This is a genomic window from Chryseobacterium sp. JV274, assembly GCF_903969135.1.
Taxonomy (GTDB): Bacteria; Bacteroidota; Bacteroidia; order Flavobacteriales; family Weeksellaceae; genus Chryseobacterium.
In genome coordinates this window covers 3,490,414-3,509,349 of sequence record NZ_LR824569.1, presented here as the reverse complement: position 1 = coordinate 3,509,349, position 18,936 = coordinate 3,490,414, and the positions used below count along the sequence as shown (strand labels likewise).

Genomic DNA, 18,936 nt, shown 5'->3' with positions numbered 1-18,936 from the left:
AAACACATCTATCACCTTAATGGAGCTTACAGTATACTCAACTGAAACCGGTGATTGTATCTAATCTTAAAAAAATAAATATATACATATGAAAAATGCTAGTATCATTGGCCTTAAAGAAGCCGATTGTAAAAAAATCTCAGAAAAATTAAATGTACTGTTAGCCAATTATTCTGTATTTTATCAGAATACAAGAGGTTCTCACTGGAACATCAAAGGAGAACAGTTTTTTACCCTTCATCCAAAATTTGAGGAACTGTACAACAGTCTTGTTTTAAAGATTGATGAAATTGCAGAAAGAATCCTGACATTGGGAGCTACTCCTGCACACAATTACTCAGATTATCTAAAGGTATCAACCATTAAAGAAAGCAAAGAAGTAACTGATGGCATCAAAAGTGTTGAGCAGATTCTAAGTTCTTTCAAAGTAGTCATTGATCTGCAGAGAGAACTTTTAGATATTACGGATGAAGCAGGAGATGAAGGTACCAATTCGCAAATGAGCGATTATATTACTGAACAGGAGAAAGAAGTTTGGATGTACAATTCTTATCTTGGAAAATAACTCCATAAAATGTATTGAAATATTTCAAAAAAATCGCCTTACATTTAGGCGATTTTATTTTTTATTTTTATATTTGCGTTAAAATTACACATATTATGAACGACGTAAGACTGAACTCTATCCTAGATAATGATTTTTATAAAATAACCATGCAGAATGCAGTGGTAAAACTATTCCCAAGTTCTATTGTAAAATATGAATTTATCAACAGGGGAAAACACCACTTTCCGGAAGGATTTGATGTTGCGTTAAGGGAAGCCGTTAATAAAATGGCTGAACTGAAACTTACGAAAGACGAGAAAAAGTTCATGGCAAGAACATGTCCTTATATTGATCTTCCTTATCTGGATTTCCTGGAAGGATACCATTATGATCCTTCTGAAGTGAAAATACATCAGGAAGGAGGAGACCTTTCCGTTGTTGTAGAAGGGCTTTGGTACAGAACAATTCTCTGGGAAGTTCCTTTACTGGCCTTGATCAGTGAGCTGCATTATGAAATGAACCATATGGAAAGAGATTCCAATGAAGTGGTGATGAGCAAAACGATAGAAAAAGCAGACTCATTAGGCAGACTTGGAGTAACCTTTGCAGAATTTGGAACAAGAAGAAGACATTCTTATAAGGTACAGAACCTGGTGATGGAAGCATTAACTCAAAAAAGAGAATCAACTTTCATCGGAAGTTCAAACGTTCATTTTGCTATGAAGTATGGTGTAAAACCCATCGGAACGCATGCCCATGAATGGTTTATGTTCCATGCTGCTGAATATGGATTCAAAATGGCCAATGAAATGGCTTTGGAACATTGGGTAGATGTTTACAGAGGTGATCTTGGAGTTGCCTTGTCTGATACATATACCACAGATGTTTTCTTCCAGCAGTTTGACAAAAAATTCGCAAAACTTTTTGACGGTGTACGCCACGACAGCGGGGATGCATTAGAATTTGCAGATAAAACCATTGCCCATTATCAAAGAAATGGCATTAATCCTATGTTTAAATACATTATTTTTTCAGATGCATTAAATCTTGAAAAAGTAGAGGAAATCACCAATTACTGCAGAGGGAAAATTGGTATCTCATTCGGAATTGGGACCAACCTTACGAATGATGTTGGATTGAAACCAATGAACATCGTGATGAAGCTCATCGGTGTACAGGCTCCTAACAAAGAATGGATTCCAACAGTAAAGCTTTCTGATGAACATGGTAAATACACAGGCGATCCTAAGATGATTGAATTGGCTAAAGAGTTTTTAAGAATAAAAGATTAATATAACTTCATCAGAACTATTAGATATAACCTCGTAACCATCGAGGTTTTTTTGTATCATATCATTTTTGAAATTCAGCTCTCAGAAATCTTTAAGGTTTTTATTATATTTATCAAAATAAAACAAGATGAAATCAAGAACATTACTAACTGCATGCCTCCTCATATCAGCATTATCTTTTGCACAGGAAAAGAAAGCAGAAAAACTTAAGTACAATCAGGAATTGGCCACATCACTGGGAGCTGATAAATACGGGATGAAACCTTATACGATTGTCATGCTGACAACTGGCGATACTAAAATTGAAGACAAAGCCAAAATGAGCGAACTCATGAAAGGTCATATGGCCAATATCGGGAAACTGGCAGATGAGGGCAAAATTGTAGTTGCCGGTCCTTTCCTTGAAAAGAATAAAGAAAACTACCGTGGTATGTTTATCTTCAACACCAAGTCAAAGGAAGAAGCTGAGGAATGGGTAAAAACAGACCCTGCAGTTCAGGCTGGAGTTTTCAGTTATGAAATCTTTCCTTGGTATGGATCTGCTGCTCTACCATTGTATCTTAAACATCATGATGAAGTTTCAAAAGAAAACCCGTGATATTATCTTAAAAAGCACATTGAAAATCTTGAAGAATTAAATTTAAATTCACATTTTTGTAAAAAGACTGATTATTCAAAAGAAAAACATCGCACACTAAGAAAAAAAGAAAGGCTTTAGCAAAGAAGAAAGTGAGGATGTAAAAATCATTAAAGATGAGTGGAAAAAAATAACTATTTCAATACTTCTTCCAACAGAACCAGATATCACCAAACTCAAAAAAAATAATACCCATGAAAATAAGACTATTCGTTTTGCTGTTTTTAGCATCAACAAAACTACTCTTCGGGCAAACTGTTCCCAAAGAATACACCGATAAAGTAAAAACGGCTGAATCACTTTACCATGCCAAGGATTTCAAAAACTCTGCCAGCAACTATTCTGAAGCATTTAAATCTAACGGCTGGAAAGCATCTCTAAATGACAGGTACAATGCAGCATGCTCTTGGGCAATGGCATCAGGGCCAGACAGTGCATTTTCCCAACTTGAAAGGATTGCAGTAAAATTCAGTAATTATAACCATATAACAACGGATACAGACCTTAGCTCTTTACATAGTGATAAACGATGGAAGCCTCTCATCGAAAAAATCAAACAGAATCAGGAGAAAGCAGAAGCAAATTTGAATAAACCCTTGGTCGCAAAGCTTGGTGACATTTATAATGAAGACCAAAAGTACAGAAAACAAATCGATGGTATTGAAAAAAAATACGGTGGAAACTCAAAAGAAATGGACGAGCACTGGCAGCTTATCAATAAAAAAGATTCACTAAATCTTATTGAGGTAAAAGCCATTCTTGATAAATATGGCTGGGTGGGTCCTGATGTTGTGGGCGGACAGGGAAGCGTTACATTATTTCTTGTTATCCAACATGCAGATCAGGCAACACAGGAAAAGTATTTACCCATGATGAGAGATGCTGTAAAAAATGGTAAAGCACAAAGCAGCAGTTTGGCCCTTCTCGAAGACAGGGTGGCCCTGAGACAAGGTAAAAGACAAATTTATGGCAGCCAGATCGGACGTGATCCTGAAACACAAGTATATTATGTATCCCCACTAGAAGATCCTGAAAATGTAGATAAAAGACGCGCAGATGTTGGACTTCCTCCATTGGCTGAGTATATAAAGAATTGGCAAATGAAATGGGATCCTGAACAATATAAAAAAGACTTACCTAAACTGGAGGCAAAAACAAAGTACAAATAAACAGAAATAACATCACAATACTATTCATAGCTAGATTTCAAATCTAATTGACATTCTTCTATTTTAAACTTATTTGCCATTTTAGAAAAATCTAACCTTCATTTTAACATTTATCATAAATTAATTTACTATTTTAGTTTAATATTTTTAACCCTACTTATTTAATTATAAGAGTGTTAAGAATAAATTAATTTACTAAACAAAAAAAATTAAACCATGAAAAAGAACTTAACAAAACTTTTAAGAACAGATTTGAAAGATGTATTTGGAGGAACTCTTTATCCGGCAGAATGTCCCGGAGGATGCCACGGTGAAGGCATGATCAGATGTCCTGACGGCACCACCACAATGACGAATTTTATATGCATGGGAGGAACCTGTCAACCGGCAGCAATGTGCAAACCACTGGTTCTTGAACCTTTTCCGGATCCGATTATAATCACTCCATAATCTGAACAATAAATAAAAAGAGACTGTCACAAAGACAGTCTCTTTTTTACAATTATAATTTTAATTAAAAAATATCGCTACCGATTATATAGCCATTTGTACCATTTATTTTTTTAACCGCATTATTATTAAATCTATATTTATTATAAATACCAATATTTGGAATATATCTTAAGATATTACCTTCTCTCATATATATCTTATTGGTAAAATTATCCTGTTTAAGATCATTATCAGGTGTTAAATCAGCCCCACGTTCTACTGTTGACAAATTACTTGGACTCACAGTAGCGATTTCACCACTCGTAATATTAAATAATCCATAAAGTGTCATAGGGCTCTGGATATATCTCAGTTTATTTTCAAACATAAAAAATATCTGGTTGGTAGCAGGATTTCTAACAAAATTACCATTCACAAGATTTGCAGTATTTGTATAATCCAGCCTCACCTGATTATCAATTAAATATTGATCTATATAAGATTTTAATTGAGCTTTCTTCACAGGATCTTTAACCAATTCATAAAGAGGTATCAAACCATTACTCCCAAATTCTACCAACACAGCATTAGTTGGTGTGGAACTGTTCTGCCAGCTGGAAATATTAATTTTAGGATTTGCCTGGTCAAGGTTTAGCTCTCCCACCAAACTCTTCGATGGATCTCCCCCTCTGGTTTTAAAGGATAATTTTCTAGAAAAGTTTTTACTTGATTCTGAAGTATCTATGTCATTATCAACATTGGCATCAAAAATACTCTTTACTCCAACTTTAACTCCAACTCTGGCTGCTTTTTCACGGCTTTGATTAGTGGTTTCAGATTGAAACATAACATCTAACTTAGCCCCTGTATAAATATCAATTGCAACGTGGGTTCCATAATCGTTTACAATTTGCGCAGGGCTATTGGACTGTAAATCGCTAGAAAACTCCGGTGTCAAATAATCAGATAATAAGACAGGGGTAGCATTAAATCTAAATCTTCTTTGTTTAATTAAAAGATTATAACTACCATAAATATATTTAGCATCAAATTTATTAGTAGTAGTGTTGCTAACCGCAGAACTAAAAGTAACCGAAATAAGTTTTTTAAATAAAGAGAACCCAGCTGAAGCTCCCACTTTTGTAGAGACCATTTTTGAATAAGCTTCTGCGTTTTCCCCATATTCTTCAAGATATTCCTGAGAAAATACATTATCAGTGATCAATCTACCCGCCTGTTCATTTTTAAATCTCTCAATATCAATCACCTGATATCCTGACGAGTTAGAATTAGCATATTCCCCAGTGGCATTATAACCATACCCTAAGACATCATAGATACCATCACCAGCGCTTTTAGCGAAATTTCTCCCTGAATTTTTTTTTGAGTTTTCATTTAGGTTAGGATTTTCAAGCTCATCAGTAGAGCAAGAAGCTGCAAACAGTAATATAATACTGGCAAAAAAGAAACTTAGTTTTTTCATATTTTTATTTTAAGTCTGCAAACTTAATTCTTTGCATCCAAAGCCAGAATGATATAAATCATAAATAAGGGAATTAAATAAAACAATAGGTCAATTATACTGTAATAATGTATTTCTCGATATCTTTAAACAAAAAAACATCATGAAAACTATTGAGGAAGTTCTTAAAAAGCTGGATGAAATCATTATCTGGTGCAAGGAAAATAATAGCCCTGCAGGATATTTCGCCTGTACCTATCGAATCATGACCGCACAGGTTCTGAAAGGTATTCAACAGAAAAAATTTGAAGACAACCCCAGAATGACATTACTGGACCTTGCTTTTGCACAGAGATATCTTCAGGCATGGGAAAGCTACAGCAAAGGAGAAAAATGTACCAACTCATGGTATATTGCCTTTGAAGCCAGCAAGAATAAAAACCTGTTGATTCTACAGCATATATTTTTGGGAATGAATGCACACATCAATCTGGATCTTGGTATTTCTGCAGCTTCCATAATGCCTTACCGGAAGATAAATCCTTTGAAAAAAGATTTTGAAAATATTAATAATGTCATTGCTTCCATTAATCAGAATGTTCAGGACTCTTTAAACAAAATCTGTTATCCTGTAGATCTTATTGATAAACTATCCAATGGGAAAGATAATGCTGTACTTGATTTTGCCATTTCCAAAGCAAGAGATACTTCCTGGGCAACGGCAGTCATTGCATCCAACACTCCGAATTTCTTAAGAGTATCTGTGATCGGCATTGTAGATTATGCGGCGGCTAAAGTCGCTACACAAATCCTGAACCCGAAGATCCTCACTCCTTCCCTTTTAAAAGAATTTAAAAAATGTGAAAGCAGTGATGTGGTAAAAAATATTGAGATCTTAGAATCTACAAAGAATTCTTAACTAAAAAAGGCCGGGATCTTCCTCACGGATCCCGGCCTCATAATGAACAAAATAAAAGAAACTATATTGCTTCCTTATGCTTTTTACGATAGGCATAATGGAAAATAATTGGCAGTATTGTAAATGACAGCAGCATACAGACAATCAGTCCTCCAACAATCATAATGGCTAAAGGTTTCTGAATTTCGGAACCCATCCCGTTTGACATTGCTGCCGGAAGAAGTCCCATAGATCCCATCAGAGCGATCATTACTACCGGACGGATTCTGCTTTTCACTCCTTCTGCGATAGATTCTTTGAGAGACAACCTGTTTTGCAGATTTTCTTTCATCACGCCGATCAGAACGATACCATCTATGGTTGCTACTCCGAAAAGAATGATAAAACCAATTCCCGCTGAAATTCCGAAGATGGTTCCCGTAAACCAAAGGGATAAAAATCCTCCTATAAATGCAAATGCCAGTGTAATGGAAGAAATCAGCGTATCTTTTACGTTCCCAAAATTGAAATATAATAACATCAGAATAAGAACTAAAGAAATCGGTACTACCATTGCCAGCTGTTTTGCTGCTCTTTCTTTGCTTTCAAATTCTCCTGCCCAGGTCATTTTATGATTTTTCGGAAGTTTTACTTCTTTATCTACTTTAGCTTTGGCTTCTTTAATGGTACTTCCAAGGTCACGACCTTCAATATTGAATCCAACTCCGATATATCTGCTGTTTCCTTCACGGTAAATAAATGACGGTCCGGTATGATAATCAATTGTTGCAATTTCTTTCAACGGTACTTTCTTATTATCCTGAGTCGGGATGAGAATATTTCCCATTTTTTCCGGCGTATCCCTGTAATCTTTTTCAAACCTAAGCATTACGTCAAACATTCTTTCTTCTTCATAAAACTTGGTAGCGGCCTGTCCTCCGATTGTCATTTCAATCACGGCCTGCGCATCTGCTGTGGAAACTCCATATTTTGCCATTTTGGAATCATGAAGCTGTATTCTCAATTCCGGTAATCCAATATTTTTAAAAACATTGACATCAGATATTCCCGGAACTGTCCTGATGGAGTTAGCAACTTTATTGGCATAATTTTCAAGTTCAAAAAGATCATTCCCGAAAATCTTAATTACCAGCGGAGCTTTTACTCCTGCCACATATTCTTCCACATTATCCTGAATAGGCTGGCTGAATCCGAAATTGATTCCCGGATATTTTTCAAGGGAAACTCTCATTTCTTCAAGAAGTTCTTCTTTGGATATTTTTTTCTTCCATTCATTCTCCGGTTTTAGCTGAATATTAAATTCGATATTAAAGAAACCTGTGGGATCAGTACCATCGTTCGGGCGGCCTGTTTGGGTCATGACAAATTTCACTTCATCATATTTCATAAGAATTCCTTTCATCTCTTTCGTTAGCCGTACCGATTCATCCAGATTGACACTGTTTGGAAGCGTTGCTCTTACATAGATTGCGCCTTCATTCAGCTTGGGTAAAAATTCAGATCCATAATTGGAGAATCTCCATCCACAGACAGCAAGTAAAGCAACAAATCCAATGATGAATCCTTTTTTATAACGGTCGCTGAATTCGTAAATTCTATAGATATTCACTCTGAAGAATCTTGAGATAAAGTTTTCTTTCTCTTCAATATTTTTCGTTAACAAAAGCTTACACATTGCCGGAACATAAGTCAAGCTTAAAATCAAAGATCCCAATAATGCATATCCCAATGTAAATGCTAATGGAGAGAACATTTTTCCTTCCACTTTCTGGAAAGAGAAGATCGGCATCAGAGCAACAATAAGAATCAATAGGGCGAAGAAAATATAACTTGCTACACTTCCTGCACTTTTCTTAATAATACCAAGTTTTGAAATTTTATTGAATCTCTTCAGTCCTATCTTCTTAGCTTTAAGTTCGAGAGCAACAAAGACATGTTCAACAATGACGAGCGTTCCTTCCAGCAGAAGTCCGAAGTCCAAAGCTCCCATGGAAATCAGGTTGGCAGGCAATCCCTGAATTTTCAACATAATAATGGCAAATAAGAAAGCCAAAGGAATTACTGATGCTACAATAAAGGTTGTTCTCCAGTTGTAAAGGAATATAAATACGATGATAGAAACCAGAATAACTCCTTCAATAAGGTTTTTGGAAACGGTATGAACTGTCGTATTTACCAATTCTGTACGGTCAATGATCGGAACAATCTGAACATCACCGGGAAGTTCTCCCCCATTCAGTTCTTCTATCCTGTCTTTCAGTCTTGCAATAACTTCACTTGGGTTTTCACCTCTAAGCATGATCACAATTCCTTCTACAACATCATTTTCTTTGTTATATCCTACCTGACCTAATCTTGGCTTTGCTGAAATTTTCACTTCAGCCACATGCTTTACCAGAATGGGCGTAGATCCTTTTACTTCGATCTGAATATTCTCAATATCTTCTTTTTTCTCTAAAAGACCAATCCCCCGCACTACATAAGCCTGATCTCCTTTTGCCACTACATCTCCTCCTACATTAATATTACTCTTGGAAACCGCTTCATACACATCCAGGGGGGAAAGGTCATAATTGTGTAATTCCGTAGGATTAATTTTTATTTCATATGTTTTTTCTTCTCCACCAAAGCTTACCACATCAGCAACACCAGGAACTGCCAGTAATTCTCTTTCCACCACCCAGTCCTGAATGGCTGTCACTTCTTTGATGGGAAGTTTGCTTTTGATAATATATCTGTAAATTTCACCTGTAGCACCAGAGGGAGGTTCAATGCTGTATTCTGCTCCAGTGGGAAGCTCTACATTTCCGAGTTTATTGGAAGCATATTGCTGGGCATAAAAATCATTGACATGATCATCAAAAATAACCGTCACCACAGACAATCCAAATAAGGAAATAGAACGCACCGAAGTTTTGTTCGGAATCGCATTCATTTCTTTGGAAATAGGAAGTGTGACAAATTTTTCTATTTCTTCAGCACTTCTTCCAGGCCACTGGGTAATAACTCTTACTCTGGTATTGGTAACATCCGGAAATGCTTCAATAGGAGTATGCATATAGGAATAGATTCCTCCGGCCAGCAAAAGAAAAGTTCCCAAAAGAACAATCAATGAGTTTTTTAAAGAGAAGGATACAATATTCTGTACAAATTTTCGCATTACTTCGTGGAATTATTTAATTGGTTTTTCAGGTTTTCATAAATCAGCAGTCCGTTGGAAGCAATAATATTTTCACCTGGTTTTAAATTGCCTTCTACATAGATATACTGGCTATTGGAAGCAATCTCCGCAACCGGTCTTATTTCTAGCTCACAGTCTTTTTTGTAAACCACAACATAGCTTTGGTTATTATCAAAGATTAAAGCTTTCGCAGGAATAGCCAATGCACTTTTGTTTTGTGAATTCACTGGTAACACAACATCCGCAGACATTCCCGGTCTTAGCTTCATTCCATTATTATCCATAATGATTTTAGCCTTGAGTACCCTTTCGTTTTCATTGAAAACCTGAGAGATATTATCAATCTTTCCGGAGAAACTGTCGTCCGGATAAGCAAGAGTCTTTACCACTACCGGCTGATCTACATAAACATGTCTCATATTGGTTGCATACACGTTGGCCATTACCCACACTTTATCCAGATTCGAAATCGTAAAAAGCTGATCTCCTCCTGTTGTAACCGGCATTCCTTTGGAAACATTCTTTGAAATAACATATCCATCCGCAGGTGCTTTTATCTGAATGGTATTTCCTCCTGCGGAATAAAGCTGCATATTTTTCTGTGTCTTGGAAATATTGGATTGTAAGATGGCCACTTCTGATTTTGCTTCCTGTAAATCTTTCTGAGAAGCAATATCATCTTTATACATGGCCTCTACAGAAGACAGCTTTCTTTTCGCTACTGCAAGCTGAGCCTGTAATGTTTGGGTATCATCCTGCATTTCGTTGACAGCTGTACTTTTTATACTGGCCAGAGTTTGTCCTTTTTTTACATAATCTCCAAGGGAAAAATAAGTATCTATCACTACTCCGTCTACAAGACTTACAAAAGGAACCGTTTTATCCGAGTTACTCTCCACTTCTCCGGTGAGCGTAATACTTTCTTCTATAGGAAGCATTTCTGCTTTAACGAGTTTAATACCTTTTTTCAGCTCTTTACTGATGCAGTACCTTTTTTCAGCTTCTTTATTTTCTTCTTTTCCGGCACAGCCTGTAAAAATAATGAAGGCAGACAGGTAAGCCGCAGCAATGTATTTGGTAATATTTTTGTTCATATCTTATAAGTCTTGTCCTACAACATACTGCAGGTTTTCGTAGTATTGATTAAGTTCTTTTTTGGTATCCAGTATGATCATTTTGTTCCCTATGTAGGTATCCAGAAAATCCATATACTCCAACATGCTGATATTTCTCAGTCTGAAATTTTTCTCATGGCTTACCAGTAATCCATCCAATATGGATTCATAATTTTCATCGATCTCTTCTGAAACCTTTTGTGTACGGATATAGTTTCTAAAAACAGAGACAATTTCATTCTCTGATCTCAGCATATTCTTGCGGGTCTCAAGTTTACTTTTCTCAATTTCAAGCCTCGCTTCCTGAATATTCCCTTTGTTACGGTCGAAAATGGGCAGATCCATAGAAACACCCAATCCTATAAAGTCTTTCATAATATTTCCGCCACGGTCGTATCCAACAGAAACAGCAACATCCGGCGTTTTCATAGCATTTTGAATTTCGAGATTTTTGGCGGCGTGTTTCTCCTTATTTTTTGAAATCATGATGTCAGGACGGTTTTCTTTCGCTTTTTCCATCCATTGGGCCACCTCCAGTTCTGAAAGTTGCTTTTCAGGCATCACAAATGAATCTGAAATCACCAGATACGTTTGAGAAGGCAGCATCAATAAAGCCTTCAGCTCTACCTGCTGCTCTTCGATTTCCTGTTTTAATGAAATCAGTTTTTTCTTGAATTCAATTTCCTGTGCTTTCAGACGGACATATTCAGCTTTACTGATATTCCCAAGAGTTAATTGATTGTTATAGGATTTTGTTAATTTCTCAATAGAAGCAATCTGTCCCTGATAGATTTTCTGCTGTTCCTGATTGTAAAGAATTTCGGTGATGGTATTTCTGAGTGTTTTCTTAAGCTCACGCAACACTTCCTGCAGTTCGTACTTCTCTCCTTCCACTTCTATTTTCTGCAGTTCAATATTTTTCCGTCTTTTACCCGCAGTCTGAATCACCTGTTCTATCTCAGCAGAAATCTGAGTATTTTTTCCCCAGTTTCCGATAAGCGCAGGCTGTTCTTCAATATCATAGGTTCTCCATAGATTCACTTCGCTGATACTTAATTTGGGATTAGGCCAGTATTTAGCCTGAACAGCTCTTGCTTCGGCTTGTGAAATTTCAAGCTTCTGTGCAATAAGGTCGAGGTTTTTAGCCAGAAAAATAGTCTCAGCTTCCTTTCTTCCAATTTTCAGAGTATCTGAAATCTGTGCTGAAAAGAAACTGAAACAATGAATATAAAATAGTGTAAAAAATAGCTTCTTCAAGGTCTCTTATTTTAAGACTACAAAGCTATTTGTCTAATATTAGAGGGAATTTTAAACAGAATTAAAATACGGTTAGTTCAACATTAGAGTTTGATTAGAACTTTTCTAAAACACGGATAATTTCACAAATACCACGATTATGAGTGAGCGGGAAATATAAGAGTAACCGATGTACCTTTATTGACAACAGAATCAATTTTCATTGCAATATGATGGTGGTCGAAGATACTTTTCGAAAGGGATAAACCAATTCCACTGCCTTTTACGGTATCTACATTTCTACCTCTGTAGAAGGTCTCAGCTATTTTCATAAGATCATCTGACGGAATTCCTCTCCCTTCATCTCTTACCTCAATATATAACTGATTATTTTTCTCTGATAATACAACCACTACCGGTTTATCATAGGAATACTTGATTGCATTTTCAACGATATTATACAGTGCTAAATATAGTAGAGTTTCGTTTCCCGGAAATTCCAGCAAAGCAGGTTTTGCGACCTGAAGCTGTATTTTAATGGATGAATTGTTTTCTTTTCCTTTCGGTTCTAATTTCTCGTAGATTTTCCAGATCAGTTCATCCACTCTCATTTGTTGATGAGAGGCTTCAAGTTTGGTCATTCCGGACATCAGCAAAAGATTGTTGAGAATATTTTCAATCTCGTATACGTTTTCCAATGATTCTTTCGCTACTTCTCTATACTCTTCCGGAGTTCTGTCTTTTTGGGCAAAGACTTCCAGATTTCCGGAGATTGCAGCCAAAGGAGTTTTAAATTCGTGAGAAACGTAATTGATAAAGTTCTGCTGTAAGAGAACATTTTCCGAAATTCTACCAAATAGTTTATTATATGATTTTATAAGATCTTCAATCTCATCATTAGTATTCATAGAAGTAATTGCCGTAGAAATATTATTATAATCTACTTTATTAATACGCTCTACAACATTGGAAATAGGTTTATAAACCACTTTTGAAAGATACCGGCTCAGAAAATAAATTGCCAGCAAACCAATAACCAATACAGAAAGCATAATAATGGCAAGTCTCAATATCTGTGATTGAAAAGAATCGTTTGATGATTTTACAAAAACAACAAAGTCTCCCTGATTGTCCGGATAAAAAATCCCATAGTAGAATTGATTATCAGACATAAACTGTACTCCTTTATTATTCCGTACAGCCTGCAAATCGGAAAGCTTTATATTCTTATCGTTCACATTATGGCCAAAAGTAACTTCGTTATTCTGATTGTAGACCGCCACCCTGTTATTCTGGATAAGATGATTGTATTCTTTTTTTATTTGGGCATGTCTATCTTTTGGAAGCTCATCTTTTTCAAGATAATAAATGGCAGAAATAAGAGCTGTATTTCTAAGCTTTTCAAAATAAAAAATTTTAGTACTGTCATAATAGGCAAAAAATATCACCGCAGATGTAATGATAGAAACAATGCCAAATGAAAGGCTTGAAATAAGGGTAAATCTGTTTCTGAGAGTCATTTTCAGTCTTTGATCAAATATCCTGTTCCTTTTACTGTATGAATAATTTTTTGTTCTGTTTCATCAATCTTGTTACGGACATAGGAAATATAAACATCTACCACATTCGTTGTATTATCAAAATCAATTCCCCATACCTTATGTAAAATCTGGGTTCTGCTCAGCACCTTATTTTTATTCTCCATCAGGAAAGTAAAAAGCTTGTATTCTGTAGGCGAAAATTCTATTTCCTTATCGTTCTGCGTTACTTTGTGAAGATCTGTATCAATGACGATATTTCCACATGACAAATATTGATCTTCTTTCTGATAGCTTAGTTTATTCCTTCTGGTTAAAGCTTTAATTCTTGAAATCAGTTCTTCGAAATGAAAAGGTTTCGATAAATAATCATCAGCGCCCATATCCAGCATTTTGATCTTATCATCCGGGCTGTTCAATGCACTTAAAACAAGAATCGGAGTATAGTTTCCTTTAAATCTAATAATTTGTGTAAGCTGCATCCCATCCAATCCTGGAAGCATGATGTCCATTAAAATAAGATCAAAATCATAGGTATGAAGAAGTTCACGCGCTTTTTCCCCGGAATCTGCAAGAGTGAGATTGTACCCAGCCTCAGAAAGGCCTTTAATCAGGAAATTGCTGATTCTTTGATCATCTTCTACCAACAAAATATTCATAATTCTCTGAAATTTCCTATAAATATAGGTATTCTTATTAAGAAAGAAAGTGGGAAGAAAGAAGAGTGAAGTAATGAACATCTATCAAACAATAGCTAATCATTTTATTTCTCTTTAAAAATAGTAGAACAAACAACTATTATTGTCCATACAGCTTCCGGCCTTTTTTCATAATTTTGGAAGATGGAGATGATATACTTAATTATTGGGTTGATTGCCGGTGGTGTACTTGGCGCGGTTATATTATATTTTGCACTGAAATCGTCAATGGTTTCAAGAAGCTCTTATGACTCGCTGAACACCTTATCTATAAAAACGCAGTCTGATCTTGAAAATTCAAACCTGAAGATTCAGGAACTTCATCAGAATATCAGCAAAGAGAAAGAAGCCAATATGCAGCAACAGGATCTTCTGGATGACCTGAAAAATGAATTTTCTAAAATCTCCGCCGAATATTCTTCTTTAAACATTCAGTTCCAGGAATTAAAGCAAATCAATCAAAGACAGAATTCTCAGATAGAAACCCACATTCTTGAAAAGCAGACTCTTTTTGCTAAAAATTCTGAACTTTCTGCAAAAAATGAAGGTCTTCAACAATCGCTTGATACCCAGAAAGAAGAAATTATTAAGATCCAGGAAGACTCCAAACTTCAGTTTGAAAACCTTGCCAATAAAATTTTAGAAGAAAAGACAGAAAAGTTTACCACTTTAAATCAAAATAACTTAAAAAATATCCTTGAGCCTTTTCAGGAAAAAATTGCTGATTTAAAAAACAAAGTCAACGAAGCCTATGAAAAGGAAAATAAAGAACGCTTCTCCCTTGCTGAAAAAGTGAAAGAACTGGCAGAACTGAACCAGCAGATTTCCGAAGATGCCAAAAAACTGACCCGTGCACTGAAAGGGGAAAGTAAAACCCAGGGAAATTGGGGCGAAATGATTCTTGAAAGTATCCTTGAAAAATCTGGATTGGTAAAAGGAAGAGAATATTTTCTGGAACATGAATTACGGGATGAAGACAATAAAGCTTTATTCTCAGAATTCTCAGGAAAGAAAATGCGTCCTGATGCCGTTGTAAAATATCCGGATGAAAGAAATGTCATCATTGATTCTAAAGTATCTTTAACTGCTTTTACAGAATTGGTAGATGAAACCGACGCTGATGTTTACGCTATAAAACTTAGCCAACACCTTGGATCTATCAAAAACCATATCACACAGCTAAGCCAGAAAGCATATGATGATTACGGAAAATCACTGGATTTCGTGATGATGTTTATTCCTAGTGAACCCGCTTATATTGCAGCCATGCAGGCAGATCAGAACCTTTGGAACTATGCCTATGAAAGAAGAATTCTTTTGCTTAATCCAAGTAACTTGATTACTTCCCTTAAACTGATTGCTGATCTTTGGAAACGTGAATATCAAAACCGAAATTCCGTAGAAATTGCAGAACGCGGAGCCAGACTTTATGATAAATTTGTAGGTTTTGTGGATAATCTGGAAAAAGTAGGCAGAAACCTAGATCAGGCTAAAAATGTATACAATGATGCTTACAAACAGCTTCATACCGGAAATGACAACCTTGTGATTCAAACTCAAAAGCTGAAGTCATTAGGAATTAAAAATAAAAAAGATCTGCCTCAAAGTCTTATAGACAATAGTAACCTTATTGAACCATCAGAAAGCTAAATGATATGTTTTCGTTTGCATCATATCCTTACCCAAAATCCGAATCCTTCAAAGAAATTTTCGTTTCTTCTTTGGGAGCAGGAGTTTCTGTATACCTGTTTCTGATTATTTTTCAGCCTTTTGGTACAGAAAACTTTCTGCATCCCTACAAGTTTTTACTACTTTTCCCCTATTGCATTATTTTTGGAACAGCATTTTTTATTGCCAATCTTATGACTTCCCGTTTCAGCAACTGGAATATGGGGGCAGAGCTTTTAAAAATAATTTTCATTCTATTCGTTGGATCAATTCTATCCTACTTTTACAATTCATTATTTCTGAGCCATGTAAAACTTGATTTGGGCAATTATTTTTATATGTTCCTTTATTCTCTGGCCGTTGGCATTCCAATTTCTATCATATATATTTTATCGCGATATATCTATTTAAAGAATCTTCACGAAAATACAGCCCGGAATATTTCTCAACACCTTCCGGTTTCTATTCCGGAATTACAGCAAAATCTATTGAAAATATCCGCACAGAATTCAGAACTTATCATCAGCGAAAGCAATTTCCTATGCGTTCAGTCAATGGAAAACTATTGTACGTTTTACTTTTTAGAGAATAATATTTTAAAAAAAGTGTTGGTCAGAATCAGTTTATCCAGTGCTCTACAACAAATCGAAAACGGTTCTGTCAAAAAATGCCACCGTTCTTATATTGTCAATCTTACAAAGGTCAAAAATCTTAAAGGAAATGCTCAGGGATATAAATTAATTCTCCCGGAAATTGATTTTGAAATCCCTGTTTCAAGAAGTTTTATTCCTTCAATTATTCCTCAACTACAGCAGCAGAATCCATAAATCTTGTCATTCGTCACTATTCTTTGCTATTCATCACATTAGTTTGAAAGCATAGATTTAAAACCACATTTTTGCTCAAAATTTAACTAACATGAGTAAGAATATCCGCTTCTTTTTAATCTTTATTCTGGGATTTACAGCCTATTATTTCTTTGATGCTTTCTTTTTTAAAAGCATTCAGACATTTTCAAAAAACCTAAGCCACAGCAAAGCCGTAGCACATGTAACCGCTTATCTGATAACTTTAATTCCTTTGATCATCACTTTAAAAATTCTGTTACCCAAAAGAAATATTTTGGATCTTCTTTCTTTAAACAAACCCATTTTCAAAGGATTTACATTAGCTTTTACAGGAACTCTCCCCATGCTTATTGGATATATGATTCACTTTAAAGCAGTTAATAAAATATATTTTGAAACCCTGTTTATCAATACATTATCTTCAGCATTTTTTGAAGAAATCATATTCCGGGCTTTTCTTATAGGCACAATATACCGGTTTACCAGACTTGGTTTTTTATCATCAGCCTTATTCGGATCTTTACTGTTTGCACAGGTACATTTATACCAGAGCCAGAATATAACAGAGCTTATGGAAATATTCGCGATTACATTTCTTGGGTCTTTATTCTTTGCCTGGGTGTATTTTGAATCTGAATATAATCTATGGACAGCTATATTTCTGCATTTCCTGATGAATCTGTACTGGGAAATCTTTACTGTTTCGGAAAATGTTTCCGGTAATTTTTATGGAAATCTATATAAATTAGTTTCCATTGTTGCTATAACGGTCATTGTTATTTATGCAAAAAGAAAAAATAAACTCCCCTTTGAGATCACGTGGAAAAACCTTTTTATCAAAACCAGAGAAGTTCAATCATAAATTTTGCATAATTTTGCGGAATGTTGATAGAAAGTTTTCAAAACGAAAAAATAAAAAATGTCACTAAGCTCCTTACTGACAACAGGTTTCGTAAAAAATCAAAAGTTTTTGTAGTAGAGGGCCAGCAGGAAAATGAAAGAGCTATGCAGTATCATTTTGAACCACTGGAATTCTTTATCTGTGAAAATATCTTTAAAGGAAGCCTTCCAGAGGGAAAAATCCATCATGTAATTGAAAAATTATATGAAAAAATAGCTTACAGAGGAAGTTCAGAAGGAATTATCGGGATCTACCACGCAAAGGAAACTCCTCTTTCATCATTTGTTCCTAAAGAAAATTCTACGGTAATTATTGTTGAAGGAGTAGAAAAACCGGGAAACCTTGGCGCTATTTTAAGAAGTTGTGAAGCGTTTGGAGTAGATGCACTGATTGTTGCTGACGGGAAAACTGATTTCTACAATCCTAATGTGATCAGATCCAGTGTGGGCTGTCTTTTTGGAATGGAAGTATATCAGGCTGAAAATGAAGAAACATTGGAATTTCTGCAAAAAAACAGCTTCAATATTTATACTACCCTTATGGATGAAAGTGCTGAAGACCTTTATAAGAGAGATTTCAGACAACGTTCTGCCGTATTATTCGGTACTGAACATTCCGGATTGAGTGATTTCTGGATTGGAAAAGGAAAAAACACGCTGATTCCTATGGCCGGAAGTATTGATTCTTTAAATCTGAGTAATGCAGTAGCTATTACCTGCTATGAATCTTTAAAACAAAAGAAAGGATAAATACAGTCTGATAAAGCTGGGCTTTATTTTCAATGAGGTTGCTTCGCCTTGGGCTCGGCAAAGACTAAGCATAAAAAAACCGTCTCACTGAGTGAAACGGTTCTTTTATTGTTAAGCGTATGCTAGAATTATTTCTTAGCAGCGTCTTTTGCAGCATCTTTAGCAGCGTCAGCAGCACCTTTAGCAGCATCAGCAGCTCCTTTAGCAGCTTCTCCAGCTCCTTTAGCAGCATCTTTAGCAACTTCAGCACCAGCAGCAGTTGTAGCAGCAGCAGCATCTTTAGTAGCTTCTACAGCAGTAGTTGCAGCAGAATCAACAACTTTAGCAGCAGAGTCAGAAACTACAGCAGCAGAATCAGCTACAGTAGCAGCAGCAGAATCAGTTGTTCCTTCAGTAGAAGTAGCTTCAGTTTTTTTACAAGCAACTAGAGAGATTGCAGCGATAGCAGCTACGAATAATGACTTTTTCATAATAAATTAAATTTAATTTTGTTAATATTGTTTTATAAAATTTTCTTCTGTTCTGTTATTTGAACAAGACAAAG

Annotated in this window: 17 protein-coding genes; 10 read left to right on the top strand and 7 right to left on the bottom strand. The window is 35.5% G+C overall.

Going from position 1 to position 18,936, the window contains the following annotated elements; genetic code table 11:
• Positions 1-88: 88 nt before the first annotated feature.
• From CHRYMOREF3P_RS16145 to CHRYMOREF3P_RS16125, 5 genes are all read left to right on the top strand, one after another.
• Positions 89-565 carry a Dps family protein gene (locus CHRYMOREF3P_RS16145; protein WP_077413580.1) on the top strand — a complete coding sequence of 159 codons (477 nt, stop codon included), beginning with the start codon at positions 89-91 and terminating at the stop codon, positions 563-565.
• A gap of 95 nt (positions 566-660) precedes the next feature.
• Complete coding sequence (pncB, locus tag CHRYMOREF3P_RS16140; protein WP_077413579.1) at positions 661-1,839, top strand: nicotinate phosphoribosyltransferase; 1,179 nt, start codon at positions 661-663, stop codon at positions 1,837-1,839.
• Positions 1,840-1,966: 127 nt separating this feature from the next.
• Positions 1,967-2,437 (top strand): YciI family protein, encoded by a 471-nt coding sequence (locus CHRYMOREF3P_RS16135; RefSeq protein ID WP_077413578.1) that lies wholly within the window; start codon positions 1,967-1,969, stop codon positions 2,435-2,437.
• Between the two features lie 233 nt (positions 2,438-2,670).
• The gene (locus tag CHRYMOREF3P_RS16130) at positions 2,671-3,645 is read left to right on the top strand and encodes a DUF6624 domain-containing protein (protein WP_180565043.1); all 975 of its coding nucleotides are present in this window, start codon (positions 2,671-2,673) and stop codon (positions 3,643-3,645) included.
• A gap of 216 nt (positions 3,646-3,861) precedes the next feature.
• Positions 3,862-4,095: a hypothetical protein gene (locus tag CHRYMOREF3P_RS16125; RefSeq protein ID WP_077413577.1), complete on the top strand. Its 234-nt coding sequence runs from the start codon at positions 3,862-3,864 to the stop codon at positions 4,093-4,095.
• A 64-nt stretch (positions 4,096-4,159) separates the two neighbouring features.
• Here the strand turns inward: CHRYMOREF3P_RS16125 and CHRYMOREF3P_RS16120 are convergent, their stop codons facing one another.
• The gene (locus CHRYMOREF3P_RS16120; protein WP_077413576.1) at positions 4,160-5,560 is read right to left on the bottom strand and encodes an MAC/perforin domain-containing protein; all 1,401 of its coding nucleotides are present in this window, start codon (positions 5,558-5,560) and stop codon (positions 4,160-4,162) included.
• A 142-nt stretch (positions 5,561-5,702) separates the two neighbouring features.
• Between CHRYMOREF3P_RS16120 and CHRYMOREF3P_RS16115 the strand changes: the two genes are divergently transcribed.
• Positions 5,703-6,458: a DUF5995 family protein gene (locus CHRYMOREF3P_RS16115; protein WP_077413575.1), complete on the top strand. Its 756-nt coding sequence runs from the start codon at positions 5,703-5,705 to the stop codon at positions 6,456-6,458.
• A 61-nt stretch (positions 6,459-6,519) separates the two neighbouring features.
• Here CHRYMOREF3P_RS16115 and CHRYMOREF3P_RS16110 read toward each other — a convergent pair whose 3' ends face one another.
• From CHRYMOREF3P_RS16110 to CHRYMOREF3P_RS16090, 5 genes are all read right to left on the bottom strand, one after another.
• Positions 6,520-9,618, bottom strand: a complete 3,099-nt coding sequence (locus CHRYMOREF3P_RS16110; protein WP_077413574.1) for an efflux RND transporter permease subunit — start codon at positions 9,616-9,618, stop codon at positions 6,520-6,522.
• A complete protein-coding gene (locus CHRYMOREF3P_RS16105; RefSeq protein ID WP_180565042.1) occupies positions 9,618-10,733 on the bottom strand; it encodes an efflux RND transporter periplasmic adaptor subunit in 1,116 nt (371 codons plus the stop codon). Before CHRYMOREF3P_RS16105 ends, CHRYMOREF3P_RS16110 begins: the two co-directional genes overlap by 1 nt.
• 3 nt (positions 10,734-10,736) lie before the next feature.
• Positions 10,737-12,011 (bottom strand): TolC family protein, encoded by a 1,275-nt coding sequence (locus CHRYMOREF3P_RS16100; protein ID WP_180565041.1) that lies wholly within the window; start codon positions 12,009-12,011, stop codon positions 10,737-10,739.
• 137 nt (positions 12,012-12,148) lie between these two features.
• The gene (locus CHRYMOREF3P_RS16095) at positions 12,149-13,510 is read right to left on the bottom strand and encodes a sensor histidine kinase (protein ID WP_180565040.1); all 1,362 of its coding nucleotides are present in this window, start codon (positions 13,508-13,510) and stop codon (positions 12,149-12,151) included.
• Positions 13,511-13,512: 2 nt separating this feature from the next.
• Positions 13,513-14,187 (bottom strand): response regulator transcription factor, encoded by a 675-nt coding sequence (locus tag CHRYMOREF3P_RS16090; protein ID WP_077413690.1) that lies wholly within the window; start codon positions 14,185-14,187, stop codon positions 13,513-13,515.
• Between the two features lie 183 nt (positions 14,188-14,370).
• On the opposite strand from CHRYMOREF3P_RS16090, the gene rmuC reads away from it, so the two are divergent.
• From rmuC to CHRYMOREF3P_RS16070, 4 genes are all read left to right on the top strand, one after another.
• Positions 14,371-15,876 (top strand): DNA recombination protein RmuC, encoded by a 1,506-nt coding sequence (gene rmuC / locus CHRYMOREF3P_RS16085; protein ID WP_180565039.1) that lies wholly within the window; start codon positions 14,371-14,373, stop codon positions 15,874-15,876.
• Between the two features lie 5 nt (positions 15,877-15,881).
• Positions 15,882-16,721: a LytTR family DNA-binding domain-containing protein gene (locus CHRYMOREF3P_RS16080; protein ID WP_180565038.1), complete on the top strand. Its 840-nt coding sequence runs from the start codon at positions 15,882-15,884 to the stop codon at positions 16,719-16,721.
• Between the two features lie 91 nt (positions 16,722-16,812).
• Positions 16,813-17,604 carry a CPBP family intramembrane glutamic endopeptidase gene (locus CHRYMOREF3P_RS16075; protein WP_077413568.1) on the top strand — a complete coding sequence of 264 codons (792 nt, stop codon included), beginning with the start codon at positions 16,813-16,815 and terminating at the stop codon, positions 17,602-17,604.
• Between the two features lie 20 nt (positions 17,605-17,624).
• Positions 17,625-18,392: an RNA methyltransferase gene (locus CHRYMOREF3P_RS16070; protein ID WP_180565037.1), complete on the top strand. Its 768-nt coding sequence runs from the start codon at positions 17,625-17,627 to the stop codon at positions 18,390-18,392.
• Positions 18,393-18,520: 128 nt separating this feature from the next.
• On the opposite strand, the gene CHRYMOREF3P_RS16065 is transcribed toward CHRYMOREF3P_RS16070, so the two are convergent.
• A complete protein-coding gene (locus CHRYMOREF3P_RS16065) occupies positions 18,521-18,862 on the bottom strand; it encodes a hypothetical protein (protein ID WP_047380511.1) in 342 nt (113 codons plus the stop codon).
• Between the last annotated feature and the right edge of the window lie 74 nt (positions 18,863-18,936).